The sequence below is a fragment of the Streptomyces sp. NPDC045022 genome (assembly GCF_056432605.1).
Genome location: NZ_JBWKIR010000002.1, coordinates 75,122 through 88,117, shown reverse-complemented (window position 1 = coordinate 88,117; position 12,996 = coordinate 75,122). Strand labels below are relative to the sequence as shown.

The following is a 12,996-nucleotide window of genomic DNA, read 5'->3' as shown; positions in this document are numbered from 1 at the left end:
CATCGTGGGCCGCCTACAGGCCGAACAGACCGAGGTCCGTCGTCAGCTCCTTGAACATCTCCCGGGGATCGGCGAGCAGTCTGCGCTCCTTCAGGTCCAGTAGGCCGCCCACCGCTGTGACCTCGGCCGCCAGGGTGCCGTCGGTCTTGCGTATCTCCTGGCGGATCCGGAAGGTCTTGCCGTCACCCCACTCGAACTCACAGGTGACATCGACCTCGTCACCGGCGAGCAGTTCTCGCCGGTAGCGGATCGTCGTCTCCAGCGCCACCGGACCCACACCCCGGCCCACGAGCCGGGCCTGGCTCACCCCGGCCGCCTGGAGCAGCGACCAGCGCGCGTGCTCCGCGTAGTTGAGATACACCGCCTGATTGAGATGTCCCTGTACGTCGGTCTCGTAGCCGCGGACGGTCACACGGACGGAAAGCGGTTCGGCCACTGCTTGCCCTTCTCGCGTTCGAATCTCCGGTCGACCGATCTTGGCACGCCGGTCACGCCCGGCGCGGCGAGGCCAGCAGATAGCGCAGCCGCGTCCGGGGCTCGGTGTACTCGCCCGTCTGCCACCCGGCCCGGCCCAGCGTCGCCGCGCAGGCCGCCAGCGTCTCCGCGTCCGGCGCGTACACCGCGACCGCCTCCGGCTGCGGGGTCGCCCGTACCCGGTACCCGTCCGCTTCCCCGCCCGCCGGGTGGTGTTCCGCCGCCTCCAGGGCCAGCGCCGCCGCCCGCACCAGATGCGTCCGCTCCCAGCCGCACGGCCGGTCCACGGCACCATCGGGATTGGTCATCCGGCGCAGCTCCAGCAGCCCCTCCCAGGCGTTGCGCACCTCGCGCCGCCGCGCCGGCCCCGACGGCGGGGCCTCCTCTTCACCGCCGACGCGGGCCGCGAAGACCCCGGTGGACGGCGCGGGCGCCTCCGCCGGCTGCGGCACCGCCTCGCGTATCCGGTGCCCGGCAGGGGTCAGGAAGTGCTCGTGCGGCGGCCGCGGATGCCGGAAGGCGAGCCCCCGCCTCACCAGCGCCGCGAGCTGCGTCTCCGTACCGCGCAACCGGCCGGTGACCGGATCGGCGGCCTCGATCAGGCGCCGCTGCGCGGCGGTCGGCGGTCGGGTCACGGCGCGCTCCCTCCGGTGCCTTCGCTGCACGGGGTCGCCCGGCGGACGGCCCATTCGCAGAGTACGGTGCGGGTCTGACAACGGGCCGGGTGTGCAGGCGGCCGCCCGTATGCCCCGCCGCCCTACTGCGGTGGCCGGATGTTCCACCCCGCCACGACCGGTCGCCCGTGTTCCGTGCCGAGCCGGCACAGGGTGCCCGTGGCCAGCTGGAAGAGGGCCCCGTGGTACGGCGGGAGCCCCAGGCGGCGCGCGGTGAGGACGCGCAGGAAGTGGCCGTGGGCGACCAGGACGACGACGCCCTCTGTGTTGGCGAGGGCGGCGTCCACCTTCGCCAGTATCCGGTCCGCGCGCTCCCCGACCTGCTCGGGACTCTCCCCGGGGTGCTCCGGGGGCCCCGGCACGACCCCGTCCGAGAACAGGAACCAGCCGGGCCGGCTCCGCTGGATCTCCACGGTGGTCACGCCCTCGTACCCGCCGTAGTCCCATTCGCGCAGGTCGGCGTCCACCCGTGCGTCATGGATGCCGATGAGCAGGGCGGTCTCCCGGGCCCGCTGCAGCGGGCTGACGAAGGCGGCGCCGATCCGGTGCGAACGGATCAGCGGGACCAGCCGGCGGGCCTCCTCCCGCCCGTGCTCGGTCAGGGGTACGTCGGTCCAGCCGGTGTGCCGTCCGGAGCGCGACCACTCGGTCTCACCGTGCCGGACGAGAAAGAGGTCACCCACGTCAGCGCCCTTCCCGCTCGCCTGTCAGCACGGTGTCACAGGGCGGCCGAGGCCCGCAGGACGGACTGCGCCAGTCGGCCGTTCTCCACGGCGGCGCCCACCCCGGATGGGAACGGGTAGAGCCCGGCGATGTACTCGAGGCCGAGCGCGAAGTGGTCCTCTCTCCCGGTGACCAGGTCGGGACCACCGGGTGTGCGCAGCCCGCCGAACAGCGCGGCGGTCTCCGGGATGAGCAGCGGCGGCCTTCACCCGGCGCACCACTTCGCCGGTGAGAGCAGGCGCCAGGGGGCGGGCCGTGATGCGCTGCGGAGCCGTCAGGACCCGGCCGGCGTCCGGCGCGGAGGCTCCAGGGCCATGGTCTCCCCACAGGCGTCGATCGCCGCGGCCTTGCCGTGCGCGTCCACGACGGGGACGAGCGTGGCGTCGGAGTCGTGCGGAGCCCGGACCACCGCATCGCTCTGCCTCACGCAGTACAGACCCGCGCCCTTCGCGCCGCGCGGCGTGTAGCGGAGGTCCACGGTCACGGTCCCCTTCGCGGGCACGGAGAGGGACGCGGGGTGTCCCGCGCCGGCACCGTCGATGGTCTCCGCCTTCCCGTAGTGGATCTCCACTCCCGGGTAACCGTCGAACTCACAGTTGCCCGAGCCTTTGTTGACGGCGGCCAGCCGTGCGTTGGGCCGCTTGCCGTCCTTGTCCGTGCCGTCGAGCAGGGTCAGCGTCCACTTCAGCGATGAGGTCCGGCACGGCGGTACCCTCGCGTCCGATCCGGTGCTCGTGGTGGTGCCGCAGGCCGTCAGGGCCAGGCCGGCCGTGAGGAGGGCGAGGCCCCCGGCCAGTCGAGTCGTCGTTCGCATCGTTCCCCCTGGAAGACGTGGGTGTGGTCAGGTGCCGGGGTGGACCAGTGTGTGCTCGGTGCCGAGCGCCTTGGTGCGCGTGTCGGCGTACAAGGTGGTCTCCCCGTCGGACCAGCGGACGATCAGGTCGTTGCCGACGTGGTCGGTGGTGAAGTCGCCGGCCGTCATGACCTGGGCGTGCTTCCAGAGGCTGTTCGGGCCGTGCACCCGGGCCTTGGTGCCGAGTTTCACGTTCGAGGTGTCCACGTAGGTGTCGAGCGCGCCGTCGGTCCAGCGCGCGAGGAGGTCCCAGTCGGCCGTGCGGCCGAAGTTGCCGCCGGTCAGCAGGGCGGCCTTGGTCCAGGTGCCGTTCGCCGCGCGGAGCTGCTTTCCGGTGCCGAAGGTGCCGGCGCCGACCCCGGTGTGCACGGTCACCCGCCCGTCGGACCAGCGGACCAGCAGGTCGGTGGCGCCCTTGGCGCCGTGGAACTGCCCGGCCGTGATCTGTACGGCGTTCTTCCAGCCGGAGCCGGGGGGCGCCATCCGGATCTCCCGTCCCAGGCCGGAGGCGCCGAGGTCCGGGTACAGGGTGGCCTCGCCGTCGGACCAGCGCACCAGCAGGCCCGGGTGATCGGCGTCGGTGAAGTTCCCGCCGGTGAGGGTCCGGGCGTGCGTCCAGGTGGAGTTGGCCTTCAGCAGCCGCTTCTCCGTGCCGAAACCGCCGTTGCCGTCACCGGGATGCAGGGTGACCACGCCGTCGGACCAGACCACGAGCAGGTCGCCGTGCCGGTCGCCGGTGTAGTCGCCGGAGGCCACGAGAGCGGCCTTCCGCCAGCGGGTCGCGCCTCCCGCCAGCTTCTCTCCCAGGCCCTGGTACGGGGGCTGTCCGGCGGGGGGTGTCTGGTCGGCCACGGCGTAGCCGAGGAGTTTCGCCGCGTCGGCGCCGAACGCGGGCGCGTAGCTGATGTAGTCGACGTTCGCGTCGTTGCCGCCGCCGTTGTAGCCGCCGAGGTTGCCGATGACGTGGCCGGAGCGCGCGTCGTCCTTGTAGTCGGTGATCCACGGGCTGCCGGACACACCGCCGTAGTAGCCGCCGCAGGTCATCGACATCTGCCGGTAGCCGCGCAGTTGCCTCGTCGGCACCGTGCACTTCACGGCGCGTCCGGCGCTGTTGTGCCGGTGCGCGGGATATCCGACGACGGTGACCTTCTGGTGGGTGTAGCCGGACGGCCGGGTGAAGGTCAGCCCGCCGCCCACGGCGTCCTGGAGGGACGTGCCGTGCTGGTTGGCGGAGACCCGGGCGAACGCGGTGTCCAGGTCGGACGACGCCTTCTTGGTGGTCGTCGACCCCGGGTCGGGCTGGTAGCGCGGGTCGGTGAACACACGCTGGATGTGGAAGACGCCGTAGGGCTGCTGGTCGGGGCCCGCGCCCTTCACGAACTTCGGGACGAAGAGGTAGTCGCTCTTCATGCTCAGCGCGCAGTGGGCGGCGGTGAGGACGATGTTCCGCGCCGGGGTGTCGAGCACGCTGCCGGTGCAGTGCCAGGTGGTGCCGCTCGGCCCGTCGGAGCCGAAGAACGTCCCCACCAGCCGGGTCCCCTTGAACATCGTGCCCTGGGGCCGGCGCGCCGCCGCGCTGCCCGGGCGCACCGGTCCGGACGGCGCGGTGCGGACCGCGTCCAGCGGCTGGGCGTCCGCCATGCGCTGGGCGGTCCAGTACCGGGCGGCGTCCCGCGCCTCCTGTCCGGCGGAGGGCGGAGTCGGCGTGGGCGATCCGGCCCGGGCGGCCGGAGCGGCGAGCCCGAGGGCCGCCGCCGCGCACAGGACGGCGGCGGCCGCCCGGCGTCTGCCATCGTGGGCGGACCGGCGTCTTCTGTAGTGGAACAATGGTGCTCCCCCTGATCGACGGAACCTGACCGGGGGCACGGCGGTGCGGTGCGGCGCTGGTCAGGCGCGCACCGGCGGCCGGTACAGGCCGTCCTTCGCGACAGTTCCCCCGGGGTGTGCCGGGTGATCTTCGCACATATGCGCGAAATGGGCCACTACTGCCGGTATCCGCCGAGGAACCGCCCGATCCGGCCGATCGCCGCCTCCAGGTCGTCGGCGTACGGCAGAGTGAGGATGCGGAAGTGGTCGGGGGAGGGCCAGTTGAAGCCGGTGCCCTGGACCACCTGGATCTTCTCCCGCAGCAGCAGGTCGAGGACGAACTTCTCGTCGTCGTGGATCGCGTGGACCTTCGGGTCGATGCGCGGGAAGGCGTACAGCGCGCCCTTGGGCTTCACGCAGGACACGCCGGGGATCTCGTTGAGCTTCTCCCAGGCCACGTTCCGCTGCTCGTACAACCGACCGCCGGGGACGGTGAGTTCACGGACGGACTGGCGGCCGCCGAGCGCGGCCTGGATGGCGTACTGGGCGGGCGCGTTGGCGCACAGGCGCATGGAGGCCAGCATGGTCAGGCCCTCCAGGTAGTCCTTCGCGTGCTGCTTCGGGCCCGTCACGACCAGCCACCCGGAGCGGAAGCCCGCCACCCGGTAGGTCTTCGACAGGCCGCAGAAGGTGAGGACCACCAGGTCGGGGGCGAGCGCGGCGGCCGAGTGGTGGACGGCGTCGTCGTACAGGATCTGGTCGTAGATCTCGTCGGCGAACACCATCAGGCCGTGCCGGCGGGCGAGATCCAGGATGCCCTCGACGACCTCCTTCGGGTACACCGCGCCCGTCGGGTTGTTGGGGTTGATGATGACGACGGCCTTCGTCCGGTCCGTGATCTTCGATGCCATGTCGGCCAGGTCCGGGTTCCAGTCCGCCTGTTCGTCGCACAGGTAGTGGACCGCCTTGCCGCCGGCGAGCGTGGTCACGGCGGTCCAGAGGGGGAAGTCCGGCGCCGGGATGAGGATCTCGTCGCCGTCCTCGATCAGGGCCTGTACGGCCATGGAGACCAGCTCCGAGACACCGTTGCCCAGGTAGACGTCGTCGACGCCGACTTCGAGACCCAGGCTCTGGTACCGCTGGGCGACCGCGCGGCGGGCGGAGAGGACGCCGCGCGAGTCCGTGTAGCCGTGCGCCCGCGGCAGCATCCGGATCATGTCCTGGAGAATCTCCTCCGGAGCCTCGAAACCGAAGGCCGCGGGATTGCCGGTGTTCAGGCGCAGCACACTGTGCCCCGCCTCCTCCAGCGCGTTGGCCTGCTCGATCACCGGGCCGCGGATCTCGTAGCAGACCTCGCTGAGCTTGTTCGACTGCCGGAACTCCATGCGCGCTCGCCCCTCCGGTTTCGTGTGTTGCTTGGTTTTACCAAGTTCCAGCTTGGAAAGTCCAACGACATGTCTAGACTGCGGGGCATGTCACCTCGCCGAAGCTACGACCAGTACTGCTCCGCAGCCCGTGCCCTCGACCTCGTCGGCGACCGCTGGACCCTGCTGATCGTCCGGGAGCTGCTCGCCGGTCCCCGCCGCTACACGGACCTGCACGCGGACCTGCCCGGCGTGAGCACGGACGTACTCGCCTCCCGGCTGAAGGACATGGAACGCGACCGGCTCACCACCCGCCGCCGGCTTCCCCCGCCGGGCGCCGCGTACGTGTACGAACTGACCGGCCGCGGGCGCGAGTTGCTGCCCGTGCTGCAGGCGCTGAGCGAGTGGGGCGAAAGCGAACTCGGAGAACGGCGGCCCACCGACGCGGTACGCGCGCACTGGTTCGCGCTGCCCCTGCTGCGGGCCCTGGAAGGCCAGGGGCTGGTCGAAGTCGCTCTGGACGAGGGGAACTTCCATCTGCGGGTCGGCGCCGAGGAGGGGCCCGTGTACGGCGACGGGCCCGCGCCCGGCGAGGCCGACGCGCGGCTCGAGCTGGACGCCGCGACCTGTGCGTCCGTGGCCCGCGGGGAGGTGGCCCTGGCCGACGCCGTCCGGGCCGGACGGGTCACCGTGACCGGCGACGGCACGCTCGCCAAGGGATTGCGGGAGGCGTGACATCGGGCCGCCGCCCCGCACTCCGGCTTCCCGGCCCACCGAGTCCGGCCCGGTCGGGCGGACAAGGCGAAGGCCCGCCGAGGGCGGGCCTTCGACCAGGTCGGCTCAGACGTTCGGCGGTACCCGGGACGGCCGTCCCGAGCCCCGCGTCAGCGCGTACCCGCCGATGCCGGCGAGCGCGGCCAGCACGCCGCCGATCCCGGTCCACACCCAGCGGTCGGACCACCAGCCGGAGGACCAGCCGTCGTCCGAGCCGAAGCTGGACAGCACCGCCGCCTTCGAACCGTCCTGCTCGTCGCCGGACTTGACGGAGATTCCGGGGACGAGCGGCTTGCCCAGCGAGCCGTCCACCGCCGCCGCGCCGCCGATGTCCCTGGAGTCGACCCGGACCTCGGCGCCCACCGGCAGACCGAGGTCGGAGGCGCCGAGGTTCACCACGGTCAGCCGGATGTAGTACGTGCCCGGCAGCGGATCGTCGGCCCACGGCTCCGACCAGCCGCGCACCGTGCGCAGCACACAGGCCAGTTCGACCGACGAGGTGTCCTGCGTGGCGGTGCGGGTCTGGGCGCCGTACTGGCAGGCCTGGCGGCGCCGCAGTCCGTCGTAGACATCGAGCTGCCAGGTCTGCGAGCCGTGCGTGCCGGGAAGCTTCACCGTCGCCCTGACGGTGGGCCGCTGCCCGGTGTCCGCCGGGAACGACCAGTACAGGTAGTCGCCGGTGGAACCGGACGCGGTGGCCTGCTGCCCCTGCTCGATCTCCGTGGCCGTACGGAAGGAGGTGCCCGCCCGGGTGGGCGTCTTGCCGTCACCGGAGGCGCTCGGGGAGGGCGAGGCGTCGGCGGCGGCCGGTCCGGCGGCCACCCCCAGCGCCAGCAGCGCGGCGCCCAACATATGTGTGATCCGCATCAGTTCGTCCTCCAGACCGCGACCCGCCAGCGTGACAGCCAGCCCCACAGCAGACCCGCCACGAAGCCGATCAGTACCAGGGCGCCCAGCAGCCACCAGCCGCGGCCGAGCCCGAAGGAGGCCACGTCGTGGTGCCCCGACGGCCCGTCCACGACGTCGACGGTCAGCTCCAGCGGCAGACCCGGCGTGGTCTTCACGCCCGCGGCCGCCGAGAACGACTGGGTGACCTGCAGACACACCGTCTCCGCGGTCGCGGTGTCGTCGTCGCTCTCCTGCTTCGGATACCGCAGCCCGGTGGAGATCACATCCGTACGGCCGGTGCCCGCGGCCTCACCGCGTACGATCTCCCGCCCGTGCAGGGTGACCGCCCGCAGCAGCACCCCGTAGTCGGGGTCGACGGCCCGGTCGTCCGCCACGCTCACCGAAGCGCGCAGCTCCTGGCCGGGGTTGACGTCCACCTTGTACCAGCGCTGCTGCCCGAACGCCGCGCGGTCGGTGTAGAGCCCGGACTTGAGCACCGGCGCCTTCTCGCACTGGGCCGCGCCCTCGGTCACCACCGGGGTGACCACCGGATCCGCCGCCCGGTCGACCAACTGCCCGACCCGGTCGCTCAGTTCCTCCTTGTGCTGCACGGAGGTGTAGGTGCCGCCGGTCGCGTCGGCGATGCAGCTGAGCTGGTCGCGGGTCTTGGCGTCCGGCACCAGGCCGAGGGTGTCGATGGTCAGCCCGATGCCCTTGGCCGCTATCTCCCGCGCCACCTCGCACGGGTCGAGCGGCTGGCAGGTGTCCTCGCCGTCGCTGATCAGGACGATGCGGCGGGTGCCGGCACCGCCGTTCAGGTCGTCCGCCGCCTTCAGCAGCGCGGGCCCGATCGGCGTCCAGCCGGTCGGCGCCAGCGTGGCCACCGCCGTCTTCGCCTCGGTCCGGTTCAGCGGGCCGACCGGGTAGAGCTGCTCCGTGTCCTTGCAGCCCTCCTTGCGGTCGTCGCCGCGGTAGTTGGCGCCCAGGGTGCGGATGCCGAGCCGGACCTCCTCCGGGGTCGCGTCGAGCACCTCGTTGAACGCCTGCTTCGCCGCGGCCATCCGGGAGCCGCCGTCGATGTCCCGGGTGCGCATGGAACCGCTGACGTCCAGCACCAGTTCGACCTTGGGAGCGGCCTGCCCGGTCTCGTCGGCGGCCGCTCCGGCGGGGAACGCGATCCCGGCCGTCAGGGCGGCGAGCAGAGCACAGACGCCCGCCGCCAGCCGTTGTCTTCTGATCATCGGCGGATCCTATTGATCAGACGCGCCGTACTCCAAAACGCCGGGCGGCCGCCGCCATGGGGTGGGCTGCCGCGGTCACGCTCCGCAGCCCGACGCCCCCGCCCCGAACATGCCCACCAGACGGGCCCGGTACAGCGCGGCGATGGAGAAACCGTCGGTGATCCGCCCGTCGGCCACCATCTCCTCCGCCTCGGCCGGCGTCACCGTGATCGCCCGGCGGATCGCCTCGCCCTTCTCGACCTCACCGATGCCGTCCACGCGCGCCGCGTAAAGGGCGACCTTGTGGGCGAGCAGACCGGTGTCGGGGTGCAGCTCGCCGAGGGGGATCACCGCCGTCGGCGTGGCGGCGATCTCCTCCCGCAGCTCCCGGCCGACGTTCTCCGCAGGCGTGGCCCCCGGCTCCCCGAAGCCCCGGACCACCTCCCAGTGCCGGCTCCGGGTGGCGTGCCGGTAGTGCTCGATCAGCACCACCCTTCCCTCGGGGCCGACCAGTGGCAGGACGACCACGCCGGGAGAGGAGCCCGGGGGCGGCAGGATACGGTCGTACAGACCGAGGCGGCCGTCGGGGAAGCGCACCGGATCACGCAGGTGCCACAGGTAGCGGCCGGCCGACAGCACACCCGCCGGCACCGGCCGCAGCGCGGCCCGCAACCGTGCCCGCAGGGCCCCGAACACACCGCGGTGGCCGCTGTAGCGAGCCGTGGTCGCCTGACGCCGGGCATCGCGGATCAGCGCCGGATCCGTGAGGATCCGGATCCCCTCGGGATCGTCGCGGAACCACTCCGGGGCGTCCCGGCGCAGGGCGTCGTACCGATTCATCGGGCGCTCGGCAGGCTGTGCAAGGGGTTCTCCGGGCGGTTCAGTATTCGGGCAGGTCTTCGTTGTCCTGAGTGGTCGCCGAGGCTCTGCCCGTCGGGGCCGGGCCCACCGTGTCCCGGTAACCGGGCAGCCGTCGCACCAGGTCGTGGAACTGTGACCATTCTCGTTCACTCGCCAGCCGTACGGTGGCTATCTCGCGGGCGAATCTCTGTTCCTGCCGTCCGGCCATGCGGTTGCGCAGCACCAACTGCACCGAACCGGTCAGCGAGCCGCTCACCGTGAGCGGCAGCACGGAACCGGCCACTTCCCAGATGTCGTTACCGCTCACCGCCGTGAACACGGCCGCGCCCACGGTGACGACGACCTCGACCACCGGGCGCCAGGCGGTCGGCCGGGCCTGCCGGCGCTCCCGCGCCAGCTCGAGGATCTCCGAGTTGAGCCGCACATAGCAGTCGAAGACCCGCCCGACACCGTCGTGGAACGCCTCCGGAGCGGCGGTCAGCGCGCCGAACGCCTGGATGTAGGCGTTCCAGGCGGGGGTCTGCCGCAGCCGCCAGATGTCGTGCAGGCTCAGGGCGCTCACCGCATCGGGCGTCAGATGGTCCTGTACGGCCGCGAAGGTCTGCTGCCGCAGGAACGTCAGCAGCCGCTCCGGATCCTCGACGACGCCGGCGGTGGTGGCCCTGGCCTCGCGGGCCTCCTGCAGCACCACCCGCCGCAGGCTGCCGACCGGAGTGAGCGGGTAACGCCCCAGGGCGTCGGCCAGGTTGACGTTGTAGATCAGGTCCAGCAGCTGCTTGATCTCCGCCGCGAAGGGCTTGTCGCGGTCGTACCTGCCCTCCGCCACGTTCGTCCCCGGAACGGACACGAACTCCTCGTACAGGGTGTTGCGGACGACCGGTTGCCTGCGCACGCGGAGGCCGTTGCTGAAACCGACCACCTCGCCGAGCCGTTCGCCGAACCGGTCCGCGTCCTCGCGGGCCACTCCCACCTGGGCGGCGAGCACGTCGATGTCCTTGGCGGTGAGCCCCTGGACCTTCTCGGTGAACGGCTGGTAGAGCCGGATCATGGCGCGGTCCCGGTTCTCCTGGTCGCCCGGAGAGTCGTCCCACGACATGCGCACACAGCGCACCCGGTCGCCTGCGGGCATGCCCGCCAGCGTCTCCTGCCAGGCGGTGAACCCGTCGCGGCGCAGATGGAGGTGGGCGGGCGGTTCCTCCGCCGGGTGCCGCTCACCCAGGAGGAAGGGCACGATCGCTCCCGAGGCGAGGAGCTTGCGGTGCGCCGTCCGCGCCTCCCCCTCCTCCATGAGGTCGCGGCTGATCGCGTCGTTGTTGTAGAAGTAAGCGCGATTGATCACGACTTGGCTGGCGTTGATGAGGCTGCGGAAGTACTCGGCCCGCACCTCCCGGACGCGTTGGCGGCCGACCTGGTCCAAGGAGCGACCGCGCTCGATCATGTCCTTGGTGAGCTGTGCGGGGACCCACTGGTTGTCCAGTGACTGTGCGATCACGGCGCCCGGTTCCAGCTGTTCGGGCTGGATCGGCGACATCAGGCTGTCACTGTGGTCGACGTCAGTCATCTGCTGCTCTCGAGGCTCTGGTGTCCGGGCTGACTCCTCAGGGGTACACCGCCGGACGGTCACGGTGCGGCCAACGCTGTTTTCGGCCACCCAAAATGACGCGAAATCAGCTCCGTAGCGGAAACCGGGTCGAGCAGGGATGGGGCAGGGCCGTCCAGAGGTCCCCGGTGTGCCCGGGTGACATCCGCATCAGCGTCAGGGCCTTGGCGGGTAGCGGCTCCTCGTACAGCGCGACCAGGTCTGGCGTGTGCGGCAGATCCCGTTCCGCCGCCTCGAGAGCCGCGCCGAGGGCCGGCCCCGAGCCTGCCGTGCCCGCCAGCGCTCCTGCCACCAGCGAGCCGAACAGCTTGCGGCGCAGGGTGGTCTCGTCGTCGGTGACGAGGCGGCCCGCCAGGGCGGGCCGGGTGATGCCGTGACGGGTCAGGCGGGCGGGGCTGATCCGGATGTCGGCCAGGTCACGGTAGACCAGGCGCCGGGGCGTGCCGTCGCCGGACAGGACGACCAGCAGGTTCTGGCCGTGGGCCTCCAGGGCCACGCCGAGGTCGAGCAGGCGCAGACCCACCGTGAGCGCCAGGCGGGTGAACGCGGCCAGCCAGGCGGGGGAGTCGGGCAGGGCCGTGGTGGCGAGGGCGGCCACCGGGAGGACACGTTCGCCCGCCGCCGCGTACACCTCGGGCGACTCCCGCAACAGTGCGGCCAGGTCGGGGGAGTGGGCCGTCACCGCGCCCAGCGTGCGGGTGATGTGCAGCAGACCGTCGGTGCGCGCCGCCAGCTCCTCGGCGAGCGAGGACAGCGGCGCGGCGGCCCGCACCGAGTACCCGGAGATGTTCCGCACCGATGAGGTCAGCCGGGCGCTCAGCGCGGTCTTCACCTGCGGACCGCCGGGCAGCGCGAGGGTCCGCAGGGACATCAGCGGATGGGCCGGACGCCACGGGGTGTACGGCCGCTCGAGGACGTGCGCCGCCTGCCACGGATGCACCGGCAGCAACAGCCGCTCACCGTCCACGAGTTCCTCCGGCCAGTCACCGGCCACCAGGCACTCGGCAGCCGGCACCGGCACAGTCACCAGCTCCACCACCGGCCGGTGCTCCGGGCCGTACGCCAGTTGCTCCGCCACCGAGAACCCCGGCCGAGAGCGGCAGTTGGGGTGGAACGGATGCCCGTCCACCACCCGCTGCTCCCACTCCCAGTCGTGCTCCGGCCACTCCTTCGGGTGATCCGCGCCGGCCCGCGACAGCGCCAACGAGGCCACGCTGTGCCCCAGTTCGGTCGCGAAACCGGACGCGTTCGGCACCGCGAGGTCGGTCATGAGGCGCGCCGGATCGTCGTACCGCTCCCGGTCGAGACGGACCCCGGTGACGTACGCGCTCGTGGCGTACGGGTCCGCGTGCGGTCCGTGCAGCGTCCGCCCGTTGGCCAGCCGCAGGGCGAGGCTGTCCGCGCCCCGCGCCCGGCTGGTGATCCACGGCAGCGGCTCGTGGGCGAGCGCTCGCCACAGCCGGGTCAGCACGGCGGCGCGCGCGCCCGGTAGCTGAGCCGCGTACCGGGGCAGCAGGGCGGGCCGGACCGCGGCCAGCTCCTCGGCGACCTCGGCCTCGGCGGTGGGGGGTCGGTACACGGTCGGCTCCTCGGAAACGCGGGGCACGGGGCATGGGGCACGGGGGCACAGCGCACGGGTGCCCAGGACACAGGGCACGATTGTCACGGACGACAGACATACTGATCACGACCGGCACCCGGACGACGTGCGGGACCGACGGCGTGCGACATGGACGACGTGCGGGACGGCGTGCGCGAC

At 72.3% G+C, this 12,996-nt stretch carries 12 protein-coding genes; 1 reads left to right on the top strand and 11 read right to left on the bottom strand.

Going from position 1 to position 12,996, the window contains the following annotated elements:
• Nucleotides 1-13: 13 nt before the first annotated feature.
• The 6 genes from AC07C1_RS03725 to AC07C1_RS03700 all read right to left on the bottom strand — a co-directional run bounded on the left by AC07C1_RS03725 (nucleotide 14) and on the right by AC07C1_RS03700 (nucleotide 5,915).
• Nucleotides 14-436, bottom strand: a complete 423-nt coding sequence (locus AC07C1_RS03725; protein ID WP_478936689.1) for an acyl-CoA thioesterase — start codon at nucleotides 434-436, stop codon at nucleotides 14-16.
• Between the two features lie 52 nt (nucleotides 437-488).
• Nucleotides 489-1,109, bottom strand: a complete 621-nt coding sequence (locus AC07C1_RS03720) for a hypothetical protein (RefSeq protein ID WP_478936688.1) — start codon at nucleotides 1,107-1,109, stop codon at nucleotides 489-491.
• A gap of 122 nt (nucleotides 1,110-1,231) precedes the next feature.
• The gene (locus tag AC07C1_RS03715) at nucleotides 1,232-1,831 is read right to left on the bottom strand and encodes a histidine phosphatase family protein (protein WP_478936687.1); all 600 of its coding nucleotides are present in this window, start codon (nucleotides 1,829-1,831) and stop codon (nucleotides 1,232-1,234) included.
• A gap of 314 nt (nucleotides 1,832-2,145) precedes the next feature.
• A complete protein-coding gene (locus tag AC07C1_RS03710; protein ID WP_478936686.1) occupies nucleotides 2,146-2,685 on the bottom strand; it encodes a DUF4232 domain-containing protein in 540 nt (179 codons plus the stop codon).
• 27 nt (nucleotides 2,686-2,712) lie between these two features.
• Complete coding sequence (locus AC07C1_RS03705) at nucleotides 2,713-4,551, bottom strand: trypsin-like serine peptidase (protein WP_478936685.1); 1,839 nt, start codon at nucleotides 4,549-4,551, stop codon at nucleotides 2,713-2,715.
• Nucleotides 4,552-4,706: 155 nt separating this feature from the next.
• Nucleotides 4,707-5,915, bottom strand: a complete 1,209-nt coding sequence (locus AC07C1_RS03700; RefSeq protein ID WP_478936683.1) for a pyridoxal phosphate-dependent aminotransferase — start codon at nucleotides 5,913-5,915, stop codon at nucleotides 4,707-4,709.
• An 87-nt stretch (nucleotides 5,916-6,002) separates the two neighbouring features.
• Here AC07C1_RS03700 and AC07C1_RS03695 point away from each other — a divergent pair, with 87 nt between their 5' ends.
• Entirely contained in the window at nucleotides 6,003-6,629 is a 627-nt protein-coding gene (locus AC07C1_RS03695; RefSeq protein WP_478936681.1) for a winged helix-turn-helix transcriptional regulator, read from the top strand.
• A gap of 105 nt (nucleotides 6,630-6,734) precedes the next feature.
• Here the strand turns inward: AC07C1_RS03695 and AC07C1_RS03690 are convergent, their stop codons facing one another.
• From AC07C1_RS03690 to AC07C1_RS03670, 5 genes are all read right to left on the bottom strand, one after another.
• Nucleotides 6,735-7,535: a hypothetical protein gene (locus AC07C1_RS03690; RefSeq protein ID WP_478936680.1), complete on the bottom strand. Its 801-nt coding sequence runs from the start codon at nucleotides 7,533-7,535 to the stop codon at nucleotides 6,735-6,737.
• Nucleotides 7,535-8,797 (bottom strand): VWA domain-containing protein, encoded by a 1,263-nt coding sequence (locus tag AC07C1_RS03685; RefSeq protein WP_478936679.1) that lies wholly within the window; start codon nucleotides 8,795-8,797, stop codon nucleotides 7,535-7,537. Before AC07C1_RS03685 ends, AC07C1_RS03690 begins: the two co-directional genes overlap by 1 nt.
• A gap of 75 nt (nucleotides 8,798-8,872) precedes the next feature.
• The gene (locus AC07C1_RS03680) at nucleotides 8,873-9,616 is read right to left on the bottom strand and encodes an NUDIX hydrolase (protein ID WP_478936677.1); all 744 of its coding nucleotides are present in this window, start codon (nucleotides 9,614-9,616) and stop codon (nucleotides 8,873-8,875) included.
• Nucleotides 9,617-9,656: 40 nt separating this feature from the next.
• Entirely contained in the window at nucleotides 9,657-11,198 is a 1,542-nt protein-coding gene (locus tag AC07C1_RS03675; RefSeq protein WP_478936676.1) for a hypothetical protein, read from the bottom strand.
• Between the two features lie 106 nt (nucleotides 11,199-11,304).
• Nucleotides 11,305-12,816: an IucA/IucC family protein gene (locus AC07C1_RS03670; RefSeq protein ID WP_478936675.1), complete on the bottom strand. Its 1,512-nt coding sequence runs from the start codon at nucleotides 12,814-12,816 to the stop codon at nucleotides 11,305-11,307.
• Nucleotides 12,817-12,996 lie beyond the last annotated feature (180 nt).